Source organism: Pseudomonas sp. EggHat1, assembly GCF_014892995.1.
Taxonomy (GTDB): Bacteria; Pseudomonadota; Gammaproteobacteria; order Pseudomonadales; family Pseudomonadaceae; genus Aquipseudomonas; species Aquipseudomonas chaetocerotis.
The window spans coordinates 588,029-608,255 of the sequence record NZ_JACKQK010000001.1; the positions used below are offsets into that span (position 1 = coordinate 588,029).

Annotated in this window: 17 protein-coding genes and 1 riboswitch; of the genes, 12 read left to right on the top strand and 5 right to left on the bottom strand. The window is 64.1% G+C overall.

Annotation, left to right across the window (positions count from 1 at the left end; translation table 11 throughout):
- Positions 1 to 157 precede the first annotated feature (157 nt).
- Positions 158 to 1,690: an AhpA/YtjB family protein gene (locus INS93_RS02700; protein ID WP_192980202.1), complete on the top strand. Its 1,533-nt coding sequence runs from the start codon at positions 158 to 160 to the stop codon at positions 1,688 to 1,690.
- Positions 1,691 to 1,755: 65 nt separating this feature from the next.
- On the opposite strand, the gene INS93_RS02705 is transcribed toward INS93_RS02700, so the two are convergent.
- The 4 genes from INS93_RS02705 to INS93_RS02720 form a co-directional block, all read right to left on the bottom strand.
- A complete protein-coding gene (locus INS93_RS02705) occupies positions 1,756 to 2,664 on the bottom strand; it encodes a metal ABC transporter ATPase (protein WP_160019195.1) in 909 nt (302 codons plus the stop codon).
- Between the two features lie 145 nt (positions 2,665 to 2,809).
- Positions 2,810 to 3,619, bottom strand: a complete 810-nt coding sequence (locus INS93_RS02710; RefSeq protein WP_192980203.1) for an aldo/keto reductase — start codon at positions 3,617 to 3,619, stop codon at positions 2,810 to 2,812.
- Positions 3,616 to 4,791 carry an NAD(P)/FAD-dependent oxidoreductase gene (locus tag INS93_RS02715; RefSeq protein WP_192980204.1) on the bottom strand — a complete coding sequence of 392 codons (1,176 nt, stop codon included), beginning with the start codon at positions 4,789 to 4,791 and terminating at the stop codon, positions 3,616 to 3,618. Before INS93_RS02715 ends, INS93_RS02710 begins: the two co-directional genes overlap by 4 nt.
- 98 nt (positions 4,792 to 4,889) lie before the next feature.
- Positions 4,890 to 5,222, bottom strand: a complete 333-nt coding sequence (locus INS93_RS02720) for a DMT family transporter (protein WP_192980205.1) — start codon at positions 5,220 to 5,222, stop codon at positions 4,890 to 4,892.
- An 89-nt stretch (positions 5,223 to 5,311) separates the two neighbouring features.
- Between INS93_RS02720 and INS93_RS02725 the strand changes: the two genes are divergently transcribed.
- Both INS93_RS02725 and waaA read left to right on the top strand, forming a co-directional pair.
- The gene (locus tag INS93_RS02725; protein ID WP_192980206.1) at positions 5,312 to 6,199 is read left to right on the top strand and encodes a LysR family transcriptional regulator; all 888 of its coding nucleotides are present in this window, start codon (positions 5,312 to 5,314) and stop codon (positions 6,197 to 6,199) included.
- A gap of 43 nt (positions 6,200 to 6,242) precedes the next feature.
- Positions 6,243 to 7,508 carry a lipid IV(A) 3-deoxy-D-manno-octulosonic acid transferase gene (waaA, locus tag INS93_RS02730; RefSeq protein ID WP_192980207.1) on the top strand — a complete coding sequence of 422 codons (1,266 nt, stop codon included), beginning with the start codon at positions 6,243 to 6,245 and terminating at the stop codon, positions 7,506 to 7,508.
- Positions 7,509 to 7,698: 190 nt separating this feature from the next.
- On the opposite strand, the gene INS93_RS02735 is transcribed toward waaA, so the two are convergent.
- Complete coding sequence (locus INS93_RS02735; RefSeq protein WP_192980208.1) at positions 7,699 to 9,135, bottom strand: TolC family outer membrane protein; 1,437 nt, start codon at positions 9,133 to 9,135, stop codon at positions 7,699 to 7,701.
- A 223-nt stretch (positions 9,136 to 9,358) separates the two neighbouring features.
- Positions 9,359 to 9,465, top strand: a riboswitch (TPP riboswitch).
- Between the two features lie 99 nt (positions 9,466 to 9,564).
- On the opposite strand from INS93_RS02735, the gene thiC reads away from it, so the two are divergent.
- The 9 genes from thiC to parC all read left to right on the top strand — a co-directional run bounded on the left by thiC (position 9,565) and on the right by parC (position 20,110).
- Positions 9,565 to 11,448, top strand: coding sequence for a phosphomethylpyrimidine synthase ThiC (thiC, locus tag INS93_RS02740; protein ID WP_192980209.1), 1,884 nt, complete (start codon positions 9,565 to 9,567; stop codon positions 11,446 to 11,448).
- Positions 11,449 to 11,704: 256 nt separating this feature from the next.
- On the top strand, positions 11,705 to 12,304 hold the full coding sequence (locus tag INS93_RS02745; RefSeq protein WP_192980210.1) for an NUDIX domain-containing protein: 600 nt from the start codon (positions 11,705 to 11,707) through the stop codon (positions 12,302 to 12,304).
- The gene (locus INS93_RS02750) at positions 12,295 to 12,747 is read left to right on the top strand and encodes a DUF1249 domain-containing protein (RefSeq protein ID WP_192980211.1); all 453 of its coding nucleotides are present in this window, start codon (positions 12,295 to 12,297) and stop codon (positions 12,745 to 12,747) included. Before INS93_RS02745 ends, INS93_RS02750 begins: the two co-directional genes overlap by 10 nt.
- 199 nt (positions 12,748 to 12,946) lie before the next feature.
- Positions 12,947 to 13,762 carry a 3',5'-cyclic-AMP phosphodiesterase gene (cpdA, locus tag INS93_RS02755; protein WP_192980212.1) on the top strand — a complete coding sequence of 272 codons (816 nt, stop codon included), beginning with the start codon at positions 12,947 to 12,949 and terminating at the stop codon, positions 13,760 to 13,762.
- 61 nt (positions 13,763 to 13,823) lie between these two features.
- Complete coding sequence (locus INS93_RS02760; protein ID WP_192980213.1) at positions 13,824 to 14,435, top strand: YqiA/YcfP family alpha/beta fold hydrolase; 612 nt, start codon at positions 13,824 to 13,826, stop codon at positions 14,433 to 14,435.
- Between the two features lie 15 nt (positions 14,436 to 14,450).
- Complete coding sequence (gene parE, locus INS93_RS02765) at positions 14,451 to 16,349, top strand: DNA topoisomerase IV subunit B (protein WP_192980214.1); 1,899 nt, start codon at positions 14,451 to 14,453, stop codon at positions 16,347 to 16,349.
- Positions 16,349 to 17,332 carry an esterase-like activity of phytase family protein gene (locus tag INS93_RS02770; protein ID WP_192980215.1) on the top strand — a complete coding sequence of 328 codons (984 nt, stop codon included), beginning with the start codon at positions 16,349 to 16,351 and terminating at the stop codon, positions 17,330 to 17,332. The genes parE and INS93_RS02770 overlap by 1 nt, the downstream gene beginning before the upstream one ends.
- Positions 17,333 to 17,367: 35 nt before the next feature.
- A complete protein-coding gene (locus INS93_RS02775) occupies positions 17,368 to 17,853 on the top strand; it encodes a TIGR02281 family clan AA aspartic protease (RefSeq protein WP_226945318.1) in 486 nt (161 codons plus the stop codon).
- 7 nt (positions 17,854 to 17,860) lie between these two features.
- A complete protein-coding gene (parC, locus tag INS93_RS02780) occupies positions 17,861 to 20,110 on the top strand; it encodes a DNA topoisomerase IV subunit A (protein ID WP_160019181.1) in 2,250 nt (749 codons plus the stop codon).
- Positions 20,111 to 20,227: the final 117 nt, after the last annotated feature.

Sequence of the window (20,227 nt, forward strand, 5' to 3'; positions counted from 1 at the left end):
AAACGATTGAGGCAGGCAAGCGGCGAATTGGCCACTGACCGACGAAAAGGCGCACATTCTACCCAGTTTCCCGTCGATCCGGGCAGCCGCGCGCTTTGCCCGCCCCAGACCGCTCGCTATACTGCGCGGCAACTTCAGTCGACAAGAGCCGTGCTCTGTGAACCGGCCCGCGCCCGTCAAACCCGATAACTTCTTCATCCTGATCTTCCACGCGCTGCGTCAGCGGCGGGTGCCTCTGGTGCTGCGCATCGCCAGCCACAGCCTGTTGCTGGTGGCCTTGGCGATGGTCATCTATGCCTGGGTCATGGGCATGCAGTTCAAGCAGGCCATGCAGCAGCAGGCCGATGCACTGGGCCAGGCGCTGATCACTCAGACGGCGGCCTCGGCCACCGAACTGCTGGTGTCCAACGACATCCTCAGCCTCAACGTACTGCTGAACAACCTGGCGAAAAACCCGCTGGTGGCTCATGCAGCTATCTACAGCGTGGACAGTCGCATCCTGGCCGAAGCAGGCGCGCGCCCGACACGTAGCGTGCTGGGTGAAAGCGAAGGTTTGTACTCCACCTCCATCACCTTCCAGGAAGTGATGGCCGGACAGTTGCGCATCAGCCTGGACATGAGCCAGTTCCAGCAGCCAATGACCATCAGTCTGCAGAGCATGGGCATCCTCAGCCTGATCCTGCTGGCCCTCACCCTGTCGCTGAGCATGCGTCTCGGCCGGCATATTTCCACGCCACTGCTGCAGATGCGCCTATGGCTGCGCGACCCGGACGATCCTGCGCCGGGCGCCGGGCGCAACGACGAGATCGGTGATCTGGCGCGCCAACTGCAAGCGCGCCTGGTACCTGAAAAACCGGAGCCCGAGCAGGAACTGGATGACGAACAACTGCTCGATGACAGCGAGGACTATCTGCACGAAGAAGACGACGAGCGCTTCGACGAGCAGGATGAGATCGCGGCCGAGCATGCTGCCTTCGATGAAGCGGACATCAGCGATGAGCATCGCGATGACGAGCAGCTCAAGCCATGGCCCGACACGATAGAGCCGGATGATCCCTTCGCCGATCTGCGTGACGAGTCCGAGGCACCTGCACCGGTCGCCAAGGCTCCGCGCCCATCGCGAGCCAGCGCCGTACTGGCCATTCAGCTCGGCGCCCAGGAACAGCTTCGGCGCCTGCCGCGCACGCGCCTGCTGGACCTGCTGGATCGTTATCGGGGCTGCCTGGAACAGGCTGCCGCGCTGTATCAGGGACAACTGCACACGCTAAAGGATGGCAGCAGCCTGATGCTGTTCCATGAGCGTGAATGCGGTGAGGACTATCTGACCCACGCTATCTGCTGTGGCGAGCTGATGCGCGCACTGGGCCACGCCCTGCAGATCGAGGTCGCCGACAGCGGCATCACCCTGCAACTGCAGTTGGGGCTGACCCTGGGCAGCGACCTCGAAGAGCTGGGCCAGGCCGACCTGCTGCTCAGCGACAGCGCTCTGGATGCCCTGGCCTTGTCACAACACAGCCGCAATCTGCTGCTGGTCGAGCAACGCGTCGCGCAGGATGCCCTGGCCCGTCAGCGCGCCCGCATCCGTCCGATTGCCAGCCCGGAAGGTGCCAGCTGCGTGGAACGCCTGCTCGATCCTTATCCGGCCCTGCTGGAGCGGCAACTGACGCGCATGCGCGAGAGCCGAGTGTGAAAGCGGCGAAGCCCATGTAGGGCGGGTGCAACCCGCCAGACGGCCAACAGCGGGTTGCACCCGCCTTACGCACTGACCAATGCGCGCCGCTGCGGCGTCTTTACACCGTAGCGCTGCAACCAGTCCTTCCAGCGAATCCGCTCATCACGCACCAGCCAGCCATCCTGTTCGGCAAAACTCTCCGACAGCCACACCCCTCGGGTACTGGCGGGCAGCAGCTCACCCTTGCGCAGGGTGAACAACCCACCACTGGGCGCACCGCGCTGCAATGCCAGCAAATAGATATCTGGCCGGCGACGCTCCAGACGCGCCACCAGGCGGCCGTCTTCCAGGCATTCGTCGACATGGAACAGGCTCAGTTGCCGAGCATCGCGCGGTAGCTCCAGGCTCAGGTCATAGACCAGCTGCAAGGATGCGGTAGGCAGATGCACATAGGCGCGCGGGCGCTCGAGCAAGGTCAGGTTGCCGCACTGTACCGGCCGGGCGGCGCCGGACAACGGGCTGAGGCGAAAATGGCTCGACTCGCGATAACGCAGCGCGCCCTGATAGGGCGTAGGCAACCAGGTATCGGCGAAACGCCCGCTCAGCCAGCCATCGGCGCTCTCCAGCAGGCACTCCTCGGCGACTTCCTGAATGGCAGTGAGCAACGGCAGGTTGAGCTCATGCGCTGGCACATAGCCGGAAATCAGCTTGAGCACGGTGTCGCCGCGATCCGGACGGCGCTGACGCACCAGCAGCCAGTAGTCGCGTCCATGCAGACGCAGGGTCAGGCGCACCGATACTCCGAGGTTGGCCAGTTCGACGGAAAACCGCGAGTTGTCCGCCACGTTGATCGGGCGGCGACGTTCGAGCATCTGTTGGAAATTCAGGGGCTGTCCCAGGCTCTGGTAGCTCAGGCCATCAGGGCTGGCTTCGACGAACAGCGGCAGGGTCTTGAAGTTACTCGGGTCCTTGCGGATCAGCGTACGCGGCATCTCGACTCCTTGTTCCGGCTGGGCGTGAGGCGGCTCGGCATCCAGCGCTCACGCGAGGATCAGGTTAAAGCGAAAACCGCTCAAGGCTGCCCCAAGCCGACTACCCAGCACAACCCGAGGCTGTAAGAGGACGTGACCGGGGACCTCAGCGGACGCCCTGCAAAACCGCCGCGACTGTCGCGACATTGGCCGCCAGGTGCGCGGGCGTGATGGTGCCGACGATGGCGCTGCTGACGCCCGGATGAGCGAAGATCAGCTCGAAGCTGGCGCGTACCGGGTCGACACCTTCGGCCAGGCAGGCATGCCCGCTGGCCAGCGCCTTCTTGATCAGAATGCCCTTGGCGTGACTGGCAGCGTAGTCCAGTACTGGCTTCTCGCCCTGTTCGCTCAGGTTATAAGTGACCATGGCGCAGTCACCCTGTTCCAACGCCAGCAGCCCACCCTCGACAGTCTTGCCGGATATGCCATAGCCGAGGATCTTACCCTCGCCCTTGAGCTCGGCCAGCGTCTCGTAAACACCTGACTCGCGCAGCACGGCGAGATCGTTGCCGTCGGAATGCACCAGCAGCAGATCGATACGGTCGGTCTCCAGGCGTTTGAGGCTGCGCTCGACCGAGAGGCGGGTGTGCGCGGGGGAGAAATCGAAGTGCGACTGTCCCTGCTCGAACTCTTCGCCGGTCTTGCTGACGATCACCCACTCATCACGCTGACCACGCAGCAGCGGGCCGAGGCGTTGCTCGCTGACGCCGTAAGCCGGCGCGGTATCGATCAGATTGATGCCCAGCTCGCGGGCCTGCTGCAGCAAGGCCCGCGCCTGCGCATCGTCAGGAATGGTGAAACCATTGGGGTACTTCACGCCCTGATCACGGCCGAGCTTGACCGTGCCCAGGCCCAGCGGCGAAACCCGCAAGCCGGTGGAGCCCAGCGGGCGATGCAGTTCGTGCAGGGTGCTCATGACAGCAATGCCTCCCACACCGGCTGTCCCAGCGCTGGGCGCGGCAGTTCAGGCAATGGTGCATGGCCAGATGGCTGCAGGTTATCGCGCTGCAGAGCCGCAAGTACGCGGTCAGCAAAGTCCGGCGCCAGCGCCAGCTTGGTCGGCCAGCCCACCAGCAGGCGCTGTTGCTCGGCGAGAAAGGCATTGTCCGGGCGCACCAGGCCCGACTGCGCGGGCTCGGCTCGATCCACACGCAATGTGGCCCAGCGGGTCTGGCTCTGGTCGACCCAAGGCAGCAGCGCCGCCATTTCCTTTTGCGCGGCCTGAATTTGAGCGACCTCGCCGCGAGCGACGCCATCAGCTTCAGCCAGGTCGCCACCGAGGTACCAGACCCACTGCCCATCGGCCGCCGGATGGGTGGTCACGGTGACCCGAGGCTTGGGCCCACCACCGAGGCAATGCGCGTACAACGGCTTCAGCGCCGGCCCCTTGGCCAGCACCATATGCAGGGGGCGCAACTGCTGTGCGGGCTGTTCGATGCCCAGAGCGGCGAGCAACTCGGCATTGCCGGCCCCCGCGCTGAGTACCACGCGCTGCGCACGAATCTCGCGACCATCGACGATCAACCCGCACAGCTCACCGTTATCCTGCAGCGGTTCGATACGCTCGGCGGCCAGCAGGCTGCCGCCGGCCAGCTCAGCCAGGCGCGCGATCAGGCTCGGCACGTCGAGCACCAGCTCGGCGAGGCGATAGACCTTGCCCTTGAACTTCGGGTGCTGCAGCGCCGGCGGCAATTGCTCGCCCTTGACCTGATCGACCCGCCCCCGCACCGCCTTGCTGGCGAAGAAGCTGGTGAGGTTGCCGGCCAGGGTGCCGGGCGACCACAGGTAATGCGCCTCGGAAAGAATGTGTACGCCGGACAGATCCAGCTCGCCATTGCCCGCCAGCGCCTCGCGCCAGCGGCGCGGCATATCGGCGATGGCCTCGGAGGCACCGGTCAGCGCGCCATGCAGGGCGTATTTGGCGCCGCCATGGATGATGCCCTGCGACTTCAGGCTCTGTCCGCCCCCCAGGCTGCCACGCTCAACCAGAACAGTGGCGAAGCCCTGCTGACGCAGACGCGCGTTGAGCCAGAGGCCGGCGATACCGCCGCCGACGATCAGGACATCGGTGCTGAGAGACTGGGACATGAACGGGCCTCGGCGAAAAACAGGCGCGCAGTATAACGGCTTCAGGCAGTCCCCGTAGGGTACGCCATGCGCACCAAGGCCCTCAGGTACGCACGGCCTCAGTGCCCGGTGGAGCTGGAGAACAACTGGATCACCACCACGCCACTGACGATCAGCCCCATGCCGAGCACAGCCGGCAGATCGAGTTTCTGCTGGTAGATGAACATCGCCGCGATGCTGACCAACACGATGCCCAACCCCGCCCAGATGGCGTAGGCGATGCCCACCGGGATGGTGCGCACCACCAGAATCAGCATCCAGAAAGCGATCGCGTAACCGCCGACCACCAGCAACAGCGGCAAGGGTTTGTTGAAGCCGTCGATAGCCTTCATCGAGGTGGTGGCGATGACTTCAGCCGCGATGGCAATGGCGAGATAGAGGTATCCGGGCATGATGGCGACTCCTGAAAGATGGACACAATTCTAAGTTCCTCCATGATGGGATAAAGTCATTAGCTATCTGCTTTTGAGATAGGTCAGCCATGAACTGGAATCTCGATCAACTGCAACTGTTCGTCCGTACCGCCGAGAGCCGCTCCTTTTCTGCTGCAGCTCGGCAAACCGGACGCGCGCAATCGGCGGTCAGCACCGCCATCGCCCTGCTCGAAAGCGATCTCGGCGTCACCCTCTTCGAACGCAGCAGTGGGCGCCAGCCGCGCCTGACCGAAGCGGGCATCGCGCTGCTGGAGCAGGCCCGCAGCGTGTTGCAGCAGTGCGAGCGACTCGATGGCCGCGCGCTGGGTCTGGCGCGTGGCGAGGAGGCGCGCCTGCGCCTGGCGCAGGACGAAGCCATGCCCTACCAGCCAGTGCTGGCCAGCCTTGAAGCCCTGGCCGAGGCCTTTCCGCTGCTAGAAGTGCAGCTTTCCAGCGGCGCCCAGGGCGACGTGGCGCGCAAGCTGCTGCAACGTCAGGCCGATCTGGGCCTGCTGTTTCATCATGAGCAGATGCCAAGGGAGCTGGAAAGCCAGCGCCTGGGCACCATCGAGATGGTCACGGTGTGCAGCCCGCAACACCCGCTGGCCGAGCTCGACAGCGTCGAACGCCGTGATCTCGCCGAACACCGTCAACTGCTGATGACGCCGCAGGACAGCCACTACCCCGGCGGCGAACAGATCAGTCCGCTGGTATGGCGCGCCGACAGCTTCTACGTCATGGCCGAGCTGGTGATACGCGGCCTTGGCTGGGCCTGGCTGCCGCGCCATGTGGCGCAGTATCCGACCTATCAGGGCCACTTGCAGGAACTGCGTAGCGACTGGGCACCGCTGCCGCTGGTGGTTGAACTGGTCTGCCGTCGCGACGGTGCGCTCGGCCCCGCCGCCAACTGGCTGGCCGACTGCCTGGCACGCGAACTACTGCGCCCGCAAGCGTGATCATGCTTCCAGCCGATGGCAGGCGGCGATAAGCTGCGCCCCCATGAACAGACTCCTCTACACCCTGCTGCTGCATCTGGCCCTGCCCCTGATTGCCCTGCGCCTGGCCCTGCGTGCGCGCAAGGCGCCGGCTTACGCTCGGCGTATCAACGAACGTTTCTCCCTCGGCCTGCCAGCGATGACACCGGGCGGCATCTGGGTGCACGCGGTATCGGTCGGTGAAAGCATCGCCGCCGCGCCGATGATTCGCGCGCTGCAAGCGCGTTATCCCGGGCTGCCGATCACCGTGACCTGCATGACGCCGACCGGCTCCGAGCGCATCCAGGCGCTGTTCGGTGAAAGCGTGCAGCACTGCTACCTGCCCTATGACCTGCCCTGGGCTGCCGCGCGCTTTCTCGACCGCGCACGGCCGCGTCTGGCCGTGGTGATGGAAACCGAGCTGTGGCCGAACCACATCCATCAGTGCGCCAAGCGCAACGTTCCCGTAGCGCTGGCCAACGCGCGCCTGTCCGAGCGCTCGGCACGCGGCTATGCACGCTTTGGCAAACTCACCGCACCGATGCTTGCCGAACTGTCGCTGATCGCCGTGCAGACCCAGGCCGAGGCGCAGCGTTTTCTCGATCTGGGCGCTCGCCCTGGCCGCGTGGAGGTGACCGGTTCGATCAAGTTCGACCTGAAGATCGATGCCGAACTGCTGCAACGCGCCGTCGAGCTGCGCCGCCATTGGCAGGCCGAGCAGCGCCCGGTGTGGATTGCCGCCAGCACCCACGCGGGCGAAGACGAGATCATCCTCGCCGCCCATCGCCAGTTGCTGGAGACGCAGCCGGATGCACTGCTGATTCTGGTGCCGCGCCACCCTGAGCGCTTCAACTCGGTCCATGAGCTATGCATCAGTGAAGGGCTAACCACTCGCCGCCGCTCCACGGCTGAAGCCGTGCAAGCCAGCGACCAGGTGCTGCTCGGTGACACCATGGGTGAGCTGTTGTTTCTCTACGCGCTGGCGGATATCGCCTTCGTCGGCGGCAGCCTGGTGGCCAATGGCGGCCACAACCTGCTGGAGCCAGCAGCACTGGGCAAGCCAGTGCTGAGCGGCCCACACCTGTTCAACTTCCTGGAAATCGCTGCGCAATTGCGTGAAGCCGGCGCCCTGAGCGAAGTGGAGAGCGCTGTGCAGTTGGCGGACAAAGTGGCGACGTTGCTGAACGAACCAAGCGAGATACAGCGTATGAGCCAGGCCGGCCTGAGCGTACTCAAGGCCAACCAGGGCGCGCTGGAGCGCTTGCTGGAGCGCTTGCAGCGTCTTCTGTAGCCCGGATGCAATCCGGGACAAGCATCACGCCGGCAATTCCCCGGATTACATCCGGGCTACGACTGATTTGGCTCGGCTCAAACACGGGTAGCGCACAGCCAACCGAATCGGTGCACGCAGCGCGCTACGTGGTACATCGCCGAAATGAAAAGCCCGACGCGAGTCGGGCTTTTCGTTTGCTGCGAAGGAATCAGAAATCCGGATTACCTTGCAGGCGCGACTCGGCGGCAGAGGCCAGATCCGGCGGCAGGAAGTCCTTGTCCGGGTTGTAGTCCGGCTTGAGGAAGCTGCCCAGCGCTTCCAGGTCGGCCGGGCTGAGGGTGCCGGCCGCCTGCTTCAGGCGCAGGTTGTTGAGGATGTAGTCGTAACGCGCGTCATTGTAATTGCGCACGGCGCTGAACAGCTGACGCTGGGCGTCGAGCACGTCGACGATGTTGCGGGTACCGACCTGGTAGCCGATCTCGGTGGCCTCCAGCGCACTCTGGTTGGAGATGATCGACTGGCGGCGCGCTTGCACGGTTTCCACATCGGTGTTCACCGCGCGGAACAGGTTACGGGTGTTCTGCACCACCTGGCGACGCAGGCTCTCACGCAGTTGCTCGGTCTGGCCCAGGCGCTGATAAGCCTCACGCACCTGCGAGCTGGTCAGGCCGCCGCTGTACAGCGGGATGTTCAATTGCAGGCCGATGGAGCGCTGTGAGACGTCGCCGCTGTAGCGCGGGAGCCCGCCGGAGTTAGTGAAACCCAGGCTGTCGTTATCGCCCTGCTGATAGCTGGCCACGGCATCCAGGGTCGGCGCATGACCGGCCTTGCGCTGGCGCAGATTCTCTTCGGCGGCCGTCACGGCATACAGGCTGGCCTGCAGGTTGAGGTTCTGTGCCGCGGCGGTATCGACCCAGGCCTTGGCATCGTTCGGCGTCGGCGCCAGCACCGGCAGGGTGTGGACGATCCCTTCGACGGCCAGATAATCGCGGTTGGTCAGGGTCACCAGGGCTTCGAAGGCGTCATCCACTGCGCGCTCGGCGAGCAAGCGGTTGGCGCGGGCAGTATCGAACCCGGCCTGCGCCTCGAGCACATCGGTCTTGTCGGACAGGCCGACATCGAAACGTTCGTTGGCCTGATCCAGCTGACGCTTGAAGGCCGCTTCCTCGGCCTTGGTCGAGGCCAGGGTGTCCTGCGCACGCAACACGGCGAAATAGGTTTCGGCGCTCTGCAGGATCAGGTTCTGCTCGGTGGCGGACAACTCCAGCGAAGCCTGCTCGCTGGTGGCCTCGGCAGCTTGCAGTTGGAACCAGCGGTCGGCACGGAACAGCGGCTGACTGAGGTTGGCCTGATAGACCAGGCCGCTGCGCGAGAGGGTCACGCTGGGCGAATCGACTTCCGTACGCGTGTCGCCGTAATTGGCGCCAGCGGACAGGTTGGGCAGCAAGCCGGCACGCGCCTGTGGTACCACTTCACGACGAGCCTGATAGTCGGCGCGCGCGGCGGCGATATCGGCGTTGTTCTTCGCCGCTTCCTGATACACGGTGACCAGGTCGGTCTTGCTCGACAGCGGGGCCTCTTCGGCCTGAACCAGGCCCACCGAAGCGGCGGCCACGGCGATTGCCAGGGATAGTCTGCGCAACATGATGGATGTCGATCCTTGAATAGGCGGTAATCGCCAAGGCTACGGGTCGCCACAGCCGGGGGTCAAGCGCGCCATGGACGCCATCAGTCTAGCTGGCGGCAAGCTATGTTGCTCGTCGGGAACAATTCACTATCAGCAGCGCAAGCAGTCGCTTTCCGACGCGCGGGTCGATATTTATTGACCGCCGAGTTGGTTTTCTCCCACCAGCTTGTTTAGACTGACCGAGTTCTTGTCGGGGTGCCCCATATGCGGGGCTGAGATTGGCAGCTGCCGGATCCCGTTGAACCTGATCAGGTTAAGGCCTGCGTAGGGAACAAGATGTCCTCGCCAGCGTACCGGCGAGTCCTCTCGGCACCGCCCCATGGTGCATCTCGCGCCCTTCGTCCGCTCAGGTTCCAACTCCGACAACCTTCCCCGGAGAGAGCCTTGATGAGCGCACAACAACAAAAGAATTTGAGTGAGTCGGCGCAAGTCGACCAACAGTCGGTACAACCCTTCCCCCGTTCGCAGAAAGTCTACGTGCAAGGCTCGCGCCCGGACATTCGCGTGCCGATGCGCGAGATCAGCCTGGACGTGACGCCGACCGACTTCGGCGGCGAGATCAACGCCCCGGTCACCGTCTACGACACCTCCGGCCCCTACACCGACCCGAACGTCACCATCGACGTGCGCAAGGGCCTGGCCGACGTGCGCAGCGCCTGGATCGAGGATCGCGGTGACACCGAGAAGCTGCCGGGTCTGTCCTCCGAGTTCGGCCAGCGCCGCCTCAACGATGCCGAGCTGTCGGCCATGCGCTTCGCCCACGTACGCAACCCGCGCCGGGCCAAGGCCGGGCACAACGTCAGCCAGATGCATTACGCCAAGAAGGGCATCATCACGCCCGAGATGGAATACATCGCCATCCGCGAGAACATGAAGCTGGCCGAGGCGCGTGAAGCCGGCCTGCTGAAAGAACAACACGCTGGCCACAGCTTCGGCGCCGCCATCCCGAAAGAGATCACCCCCGAGTTCGTGCGCAGCGAAGTCGCGCGTGGCCGCGCCATCATCCCGGCCAACATCAACCACGTGGAGCTGGAGCCGATGATCATCGGCCGCAACTTCCTGGTGAAGATCAACGGCAACATCGGCAACTCGGCGCTCGGCTCTTCGATTGAAGAAGAAGTGGCCAAGCTGACCTGGGGCATCCGCTGGGGTTCGGACACGGTGATGGATCTGTCCACCGGCAAGCACATCCACGAAACCCGCGAGTGGATCATCCGCAACTCGCCGGTGCCGATTGGCACCGTGCCGATCTACCAAGCGCTGGAAAAAGTCGGCGGCATCGCCGAAGACCTGACCTGGGAGCTGTTCCGCGACACCCTGATCGAGCAGGCCGAACAGGGCGTGGACTACTTCACCATCCACGCCGGCGTACTGCTGCGCTACGTGCCGCTGACCGCCAAGCGCGTTACCGGCATCGTTTCGCGCGGCGGCTCGATCATGGCCAAGTGGTGCCTGGCGCATCACAAGGAAAACTTCCTCTACACCCACTTCGAAGACATCTGCGAAATCATGAAGGCCTACGACGTCAGCTTCTCGCTGGGCGACGGCCTGCGTCCGGGCTCGATTGCCGACGCCAACGACGAAGCGCAGTTCGGTGAACTGGAAACCCTCGGCGAACTGACCAAGATCGCCTGGAAGCACGACGTGCAGTGCATGATCGAAGGTCCTGGCCATGTGCCGATGCAACTGATCAAGGAGAACATGGACAAGCAGCTGGAATGCTGCGACGAGGCGCCGTTCTACACCCTCGGCCCGCTGACCACCGACATCGCGCCGGGCTATGACCACATCACCAGCGGCATCGGCGCAGCGATGATCGGCTGGTTCGGCTGCGCCATGCTCTGCTACGTCACGCCCAAGGAGCACCTGGGCCTGCCGAACAAGGATGACGTGAAGACCGGCATCATCACCTACAAGATCGCTGCCCACGCAGCGGACCTGGCCAAGGGCCATCCGGGCGCGCAGATTCGCGACAATGCTCTGTCCAAGGCGCGCTTCGAGTTCCGTTGGGAGGACCAGTTCAACCTCGGCCTGGACCCGGACACCGCGCGCGCCTACCACGACGAGACGCTGCCGAAGGACTCGGCCAAGGTGGCACACTTCTGCTCCATGTGTGGACCGAAGTTCTGCTCGATGAAGATCACCCAGGAAGTGCGCGAGTACGCCAAGGAGCAGCGCATCGACGCCGTCGATCTGGATGCCGAGCAAGGCATGCAGGCCAAGGCCGAGGAATTCAAGGCGCAAGGCAGCCAACTCTACCAACGCGTGTAACAGGCCGTCATGGAAGCTTGATCTGGCAGCGCTATGCTCGCTAGTGTGACAGGTAACGGGCCGCATCAGACCGTGTGAAAACGTAGCGAGCGAAGGTCAGGCAAGGCAAAAAACGGCGAAAAGGCGCAGTTTACGAGCTGTAAATGAGCACTTTGATCGGACTCGCGCACGAGCCGTTTTTTAACGCAGCATGAGCGAGCGCAGTAGTTTTCACACAGTCTGAGCTTGGCCCGTTACGACTATCTGGGGAGCTGCCATGGGCAAAGACGACATCGACATCATCGAGCGCGAGAACTGCTTTCGCGGCTTCTACCGCCTTGACCGCATCAAGCTGCGCCATCGCCAGTTCGCCGGCAACATGGGCCCGCAGCTGACCCGCGAGCTGTTCGTGCGTCACGACGCAGTGTGCGTGCTGCCATACGATCCGCAGCGCGACGAAGTGGTGCTGATCGAGCAGTTTCGCGTCGGTGCCATGGACAAGAGCGCCAACCCCTGGCTGCTGGAGCTGGTCGCAGGCCTGATCGACAAGGAAGAGGAGCCCGAGGAGGTCGCGCGCCGCGAGGCCATCGAGGAAGCTGACCTGCCCCTGACTTCGCTCTGGCCGATCACCCAGTACTACCCTTCGCCCGGCGGCTCGGACGAGCGCGTACATCTGTTCGTCGGTCGCTGCAGCAGTGAGGGTGCCGGCGGTGTGCATGGCCTACCTGAAGAAGGCGAGGACATCCGGGTACAGGTGATGCCGCTGGCGGACGCCCTGGCCGCCGTGCGCGACGGGCGTATCGACAACGCAGCCAGCATCATCGCCCTGCAATGGCTGGCGCTGAACCGCGACGAAGTGCGGGGAATGTGGTCGTGAATCTGCTGCGCGAGCGCTATCGGGTCGACCTGGTCGAGCTGCAAGCGGCTTGCGAGGCCAACTATGCGCGCCTGATGCGCCTGCTGCCGAACATGCGCGAGCACACGGAAAGCCGCCGCGTGGCGCTGAGCCAGGGCGAACACCTGCTCGGTGTACTGGCTCTGGACGTGCTGGAAAGTTGCCCTTACACCACCACCCTGTGCGTGCGCCAGGAACACAGCCTGCCCTGGCTACCGGTGCCGCAACTGGAAGTGCGGGTCTATCACGACGCGCGTATGGCCGAGGTCGTCGGCGCCGAGAACGCGCGCCGCCTGAATATTCGCTACCCCTACCCCAACGCGGCGATGCATCAACCGGACGAAAAGAGTCAGCTCAACCTGTTCCTCGGTGAATGGCTAAGTCATTGCCTGGCCTGTGGGCATGAGCCGCAGCCAGTGATGTAGGCCGACGATCAAGCTTTTCGATGCCTGGCCGATAGCGCGGCGTTGCACGTTGTGAGTGGCCCGCCCAGCCTGACCACTGTCGCGAACAACGGCAAAAAGCGCTTCTGGCGTTTTTTCTGTGACCTGCGTCCGCTTCCCGGGTTTTCCCTTTACTGCGGCAACCACCATAATTCACCCGATTGTGCCCTAGGAGACGGTCTTGCCGAGCCTGCCCACCCCATCCCCTGATTCCTCGGTACTGCTGGTGCAGTTGTCCGACAGCCATCTGTTCGCCGAAGCGGACGGCAAGCTGCTGGGCATGGATACTTGCGACAGCCTGCAGCGGGTGATCGAACGGGTACAGCAGGAACAGCCGCAGATCGACCTGATTCTGGCTACAGGTGATCTTTCGCAGGACGGCAGCGAAGCGTCGTATCAGCGCTTTCGCCAACTCACCTCAGCCATCGACGCACCAACCCGCTGGCTGGCCGGCAACCATGACGAAATCCCTCCCATGCAGGCCGCCTGCCAGGGCAGCGAGCTGCTGGAGCCGGTAATCGACCTTGGCGCCTGGCGCATCGTCATGCTCGATTCATCGATCCCCGGCGCTGTGCCCGGCTTTCTTGCCGACAGCCAACTCGAACTGCTCGAGCGCGCCCTTGGCGAAGCGCCGCAGCGCCATCACCTGATCTGCCTGCACCACCATCCGGTCTCCATCGGCTGCAAGTGGATGGAGCCCATCGGCCTGCGCAACCCCGCCGCCCTGTTCGCCGTGCTCGACCGCTACCCGCAGGCGCGCGCTGTGCTCTGGGGACATATCCATCAGGAGTTCGACCAGCAGCGCGGCAATCTGCGGCTGCTCGCCTCGCCTTCGACCTGCGTACAGTTCGCGCCGGGCAGCGAGGAATTTCAGGTGGACAGCGAAGCCCCCGGCTATCGCTGGCTGCGCCTGTATGCCGACGGCAAGCTGGACACCGGCGTATCGCGCGTCACCGGCATCCATTTCGAAGTGGACTACAGCGTCAAGGGTTACTGACATACCCCCAATCAGCTTGAAGCTTGCAGCTTGAGGCCCCGGACGAGTAGCCTCCCGCTCCATGACCGCATCCATCCTCTATATACACGGCCTGAACAGCTCGCCAGCCTCGCACAAGGCCAGCCAGTTGAGCCGCGCCATGGCCCACCTGGGTCTGGAAAACCAGTTGCGCGTACCGGCCCTGCATCATCATCCGCGTCAGGCCATGGCGCAGTTGCAGGCGCTGATCAGCGAACTCGGCGCGCCTCTGCTGGTGGGCAGCTCGTTGGGCGGCTATTACGCCACTTACCTGGCCGAACAGCATGGACTCAAGGCGCTGCTGATCAACCCGGCCGTGCAGCCGCACGTGCGTTTCGACGGCTACCTTGGCCCGCAGAAGAACTACTACAGCGACGAGACCTGGGACCTTACCGAAGATCACGTCCAGGCCTTGGCCGAACTCGACGTTGCGCCGCCGAGCGACCCGACGCGTTACCAGATCTGGCTGCAAACCGGCGACGAAACACTCGACTACCGTGACGCCGAGCGTTACTACCGCGCCTGCGCCCTGCGCATCCAGGCCGGTGGTGATCATGGATTCCAGGGCTTCGCCGAACGCCTGCCGGCAATCTTCGCATTCGCCGGCATTAGCGCCACACTCTGGCGCGATACCGACTTTTCCGTATTCAATTGACGATCAAGAGACCCTATGGCCCAGCAGAACGCCTATAACGCCGATGCCATCGAAGTCCTTTCCGGCCTCGACCCGGTGCGCAAGCGCCCGGGCATGTACACCGACACCACGCGCCCCAACCACCTGGCCCAGGAAGTCATCGACAACAGCGTCGACGAAGCCCTGGCCGGGCACGCCAAGTCGATCCAGGTGATCCTCCACGAGGACAATTCGCTGGAAGTGCTCGACGACGGCCGTGGCATGCCCGTGGACATCCACCCGGAAGAAGGCGTGCCAGGCGTCGAGCTGATCCTCACCAAGCTGCACGCTGGTGGCAAGTTCAGCAACAAGAACTATCAGTTCTCCGGCGGTCTGCATGGCGTCGGCATCAGCGTCGTCAACGCGCTGTCGACCCGCGTGGTGGTCACCGTCAAGCGTGACGGCAACGAATACCAGATGAGCTTCGCCGACGGCTTCAAGGCCAGCGAGCTGGAAGTAATCGGTACGGTCGGCAAGCGCAACACCGGCACCAGCGTGCACTTCTGGCCGGACGCCAAGTACTTCGACTCCTTCAAGTTCTCCATCAGCCGTCTCAAACATGTGCTCAAGGCCAAGGCCGTACTCTGCCCAGGCCTGAACGTCAGCTTCGAAGACAAGGCCTCGGGCGAAAAGGTCGAGTGGCATTACGAGGACGGCCTGCGCTCCTATCTGGTCGATGCCGTCAGCGAGTTCGAGCGCCTGCCGGCCGAGCCCTTCGTCGGCAGCCTGGCTGGCAACAAGGAGGCCGTGGACTGGGCACTGCTGTGGCTGCCCGAAGGCGGCGACGCAGTGCAGGAAAGCTACGTCAACCTGATCCCCACCGCGCAGGGCGGTACCCACGTCAACGGCCTGCGCCAAGGCCTGCTCGATGCCATGCGCGAATTCTGCGAGTTCCGCAACCTGCTGCCGCGTGGCGTCAAACTCGCCCCGGAAGACGTCTGGGAGCGCATTGCCTTCGTCCTCTCGATGAAGATGCAGGACGCACAGTTCTCCGGCCAGACCAAGGAGCGCCTGTCCTCGCGTGAAGCGGCGGCTTTCGTCTCCGGCGTCGTTAAAGATGCCTTCAGCCTGTGGCTCAACGCCCACCCGGAAACCGGCCTGGCGCTGGCCGAGTTGGCCATCAGCAATGCCGGCCGTCGCCTCAAGGCCGGCAAGAAGGTCGAGCGCAAGAAGATCACTCAAGGCCCGGCGCTGCCCGGCAAGCTGGCCGACTGCGCAGGGCAGAACCCGCTGCGCTGCGAGCTGTTCCTGGTCGAGGGTGACTCGGCCGGCGGCAGCGCCAAGCAGGCACGCGACAAGGAGTTCCAGGCCATCATGCCGCTGCGCGGCAAGATCCTGAACACCTGGGAAGTGGACGGCAGCGAAGTCCTGGCCAGCCAGGAGGTTCACGATATCGCCGTGGCCGTCGGTATCGATCCCGGCTCCAGCGACCTTAGCGGGCTGCGCTACGGCAAGATCTGCATCCTTGCCGACGCCGACTCCGACGGCCTGCACATCGCCACCCTGCTCTGCGCCCTGTTCGTCCGTCACTTCCGCCCGCTGGTGGATGCAGGCCATGTCTACGTAGCCATGCCGCCGCTGTACCGCATCGACCTGGGCAAAGAGATCTTCTACGCCCTGGACGACGCCGAGCGCGACGGCATCCTCGATCGCCTGGTGGCCGAGAAACGTCGCGGCAAGCCACAGGTCACCCGCTTCAAGGGCCTCGGCGAGATGAACCCGCCACAGCTGCGCGAAACCACCATGGACCCCAACACCCGGCGCCTGGTGCAACTGACCCTGGATGATTTCGAGGGTACCCGCGAAGTGATGGACATGCTGCTGGCGAAAAAGCGCGCCGGTGATCGCAAGAGCTGGTTGGAAAGCAAGGGCAACCTGGCCGAGGTACTGGCCTGATGCGCAATCACCTCCTTGCACTTGGTCTGTTGGCCGGCGTCGCGAACGCCGAGCCGGTGGTGCTGGAAGAGCTGAAGCTGGAAGCCGAATACCCGGTGACGGAAATGCCGGGCGGCAACCTCTCCGGCCTGGCCCTGTGCGGCGAAACGCTGTGGGCGGTTTCCGACCGTGATGACGACCGCCTCTATCAACTGCATCGCGAAGACGGCCTGCTGCGCGCCGAAGCAGAAACCTTCGTCGTCCCCGAACCACCCGAGAGCGCTCTGCCCTGGGGCCTGCGCATGCGCAACTGGGCCGCCGGCCTGGTGCGTGGCGGCAAGCTGGATTTCGAGGGAATGTCCTGCGATGCGCAGGGTAACCGCTACCTGGTCAGCGAAACCCGCGCCGTCGTACTGCAGGTCAGCAGCAACGGCAATGCGCAGTGGCTCAACCTGCCCAGCGGCCTGGTACGCCAGGCGCGCGCCAGCGGCATGCTGCTGCATTTCAACCAGGGCTTCGAAGGCATCGCCATCGACCCGGCGGGCGAACGCCTGTGGCTGGCAGCAGAACAACGTCGCCGCGGCCTGGCCGTGTTGCATCGAAAAGGCAGCAGCTGGCGCTGCACGGGCGGCTGCGTACTGACCAGCGAGAGCGGTGACGAGGTATCACCTGAAGCGCTGGGTGGCCATCTGGCACCCCGTGATTTCTCCGGACTGGATTACTTCGAGGAAAAGCTCTTTACCCTGGAGCGTCAGGCCCATCGGGTCTGCCGACGCACCTTGAGCAACGGTGCCACGGAGATCTGCTGGTCATTTGCAGCCGAGGCCTTGAGCGAGCCGCGCCGCTACGCGTCGAACTACGGCATGGCCGAAGCGCTATGGATCGACAAGGATGGCGCCTGGATCGGCGTCGACAATGGTAGTCAGACCCGCGCCGACGGCGAAGAGCGTCCCATCGTCTGGCGTTTTGCCGCGCCCAAGGGCGGCTGGAGCCGACGTCCGTGAGTGAACAGACACCGGGCCGCCGCGCCGGACGAGTGATGCTGATACTCGCCTGGGGCGCCGGCCTGCTGCTGGCCACGCATTTCTTCGGTAACTGGGAAGATCGCCAGCGCAACCCGAACCAGGCGCCGCAGTCGGTGCATGGCGATGGTTTCGTCGAGGTGAGCCTGGCCAGTAGTCGTCAGGGCCATTACCTGGTCAATGGTCAGATCGATGGGCATGACGTGACCTTTCTGCTCGACACCGGCGCCACCCAGGTGGCGATACCCAGCGCGGTGGCCGAACGTCTCGGCCTGCAACGCGGCGCCCCGATCACCATCAGCACGGCCAACGGCCGCGCTACCGGGCATCGTACACGCCTGGACAGCCTGCGCCTGGGCGATATCGAACTGCGTGACGTCGCCGCACTGATCGCCCCCGGCATGGACGGCGACGAAGTGCTGCTGGGCATGAGCGCCCTGAAACAACTCGAATTCAGTCAGAAGGGCGGCACCCTGGTGCTGCGCCAATCAACCTTGCAATGAGGCCCGCATGAGCGAATCCCTCGATTTGAGCCTGGAAGGCGTTGAACGCCGTTCACTCGCCGATTTCACCGAGCAGGCTTATCTCAACTACTCCATGTACGTGATCATGGACCGTGCCCTGCCGCATATCGGCGACGGCCTGAAACCCGTGCAACGGCGCATCATCTATGCCATGAGCGAACTGGGCCTGGATGCCGACTCCAAGCACAAGAAGTCCGCGCGTACCGTCGGTGACGTACTCGGCAAGTTTCACCCGCACGGTGACAGCGCCTGCTACGAAGCCATGGTGCTGATGGCGCAACCGTTCAGCTACCGCTACACCCTGGTCGACGGCCAGGGCAACTGGGGTGCCCCGGACGATCCCAAGTCCTTCGCCGCCATGCGTTACACCGAGGCGCGCCTGTCGCGCTATTCGGAGGTGCTGCTGAGCGAACTCGGCCAAGGCACTGTCGACTGGGTGCCCAACTTCGACGGCACCATGAACGAACCGGCGACCCTGCCGGCGCGCTTACCCAACCTGCTGCTCAACGGCACCACCGGCATCGCCGTGGGCATGGCCACTGACGTGCCGCCGCACAACCTGCGCGAAGTCGCGGCGGCCTGCGTGCGCTTGCTGGATGAGCCCAGCGCCACGGTCGAGCAGCTTTGCGAGCATATCCAGGGGCCGGACTTCCCCACCGAAGCCGAAGTCATCACGCCCAGGGCCGATCTGCAAAAGATCTACGAGACCGGCCGCGGCTCGGTGCGCATGCGCGCCGTCTATCGCCTCGAGGACGGCGACATCGTCGTCACCGCTCTGCCGCATCAGGTCTCCGGGGCCAAGGTGCTGGAGCAGATCGCCGCGCAGATGCAGGCCAAGAAGCTGCCAATGGTCGCCGACCTGCGTGACGAGTCGGATCATGAGAACCCGACCCGCATCGTCATCATCCCGCGCTCCAACCGCGTCGATGCCGACGAACTGATGACCCACCTGTTCGCCACCACCGATCTGGAGTCCAGCTACCGGGTCAACACCAACGTCATCGGCCTCGACGGCAAGCCACAGGTCAAGGACCTGCGCACCCTGCTCAGCGAGTGGCTGGTGTACCGCGTCGGCACCGTACGCCGTCGCCTGCAGTTCCGCCTGGACAAGGTGGAGCGTCGTCTGCACCTGTTGGAAGGCTTGCTGATCGCCTTCCTCAACCTCGACGAAGTCATTCGCATCATCCGCACCGAGGATCAGCCCAAGCCGGTGCTGATGGAGCGCTTTGGTCTCACCGATGTGCAGGCCGACTACATCCTCGACACCCGTCTGCGTCAACTGGCGCGCCTGGAAGAGATGAAGATTCGCGGCGAGCAGGACGAGCTGGCCAAGGAGCGCGAAAAACTGCTGGCCCTGCTGGGCAGCGAAGCCAAGCTGAAGAAGCTGGTACGCAAGGAAATCATCGAGGACGCCGAGAAGTACGGCGATGATCGCCGCTCGCCTATCGTCGCCCGCGCCGAAGCCAAGGCCCTGTCGGAAACCGAGCTGATGCCGACCGAGCCGGTCACCGTGGTGCTCTCGGAAAAAGGCTGGGTGCGCTGCGCCAAGGGGCACGACATCGACGCCACCGGTCTCTCCTACAAGGCCGGCGACGGCTTCAAGGCAGCAGCGCCGGGCCGCTCGAACCAATACGCGGTCTTTATCGACTCGACAGGCAGGAGTTATTCGCTCGCGGCCCACAGCCTGCCGTCGGCGCGTGGCCAGGGTGAACCACTGACCGGTCGCCTGACACCGCCTCCGGGTGCGACCTTCGAATGCGTGATGCTGCCGGAGGACAGTGCGCTGTACGTGATCGCCTCCGATGCCGGTTACGGTTTCGTGGTCAAGGGCGAGGATCTGCAGGCCAAGAACAAGGCGGGCAAGGCACTGCTGACCCTGCCCAACGGCGCCAAGGTGGTCACCCCGAAGCCAGTCAGCAATCTGGAAGACAGCTGGTTGGCCGCGGTGACGACAGAAGGTCGTCTGCTGCTGTTCAAGGTCACGGATCTGCCGCAACTGGGCAAAGGCAAGGGCAACAAGATCATCGGCATTCCCGGCGAACGCGTAGCCTCACGTGAGGAATATCTGACCGATCTGGCCGTACTGCCCAGCGGCGCCAGTTTGGTTTTGCAGGCTGGGAAGCGTACCCTGACACTCAAAGCCGACGACCTCGAGCACTACAAGGGCGAGCGCGGCCGCCGCGGCAACAAGCTGCCGCGAGGCTTCCAGCGTGTCGACCAGCTTCTGGTCGAATAGCGTCGGCAACACGCCCCGTTCGTCCGGGATATCCGCGCTACCAGCCAGCAGGCAAGGCTGGAGTCGTAGCGCGGTTTGACGGATGATACGCGCCCCGGGTCATGCGCAAATGACCCC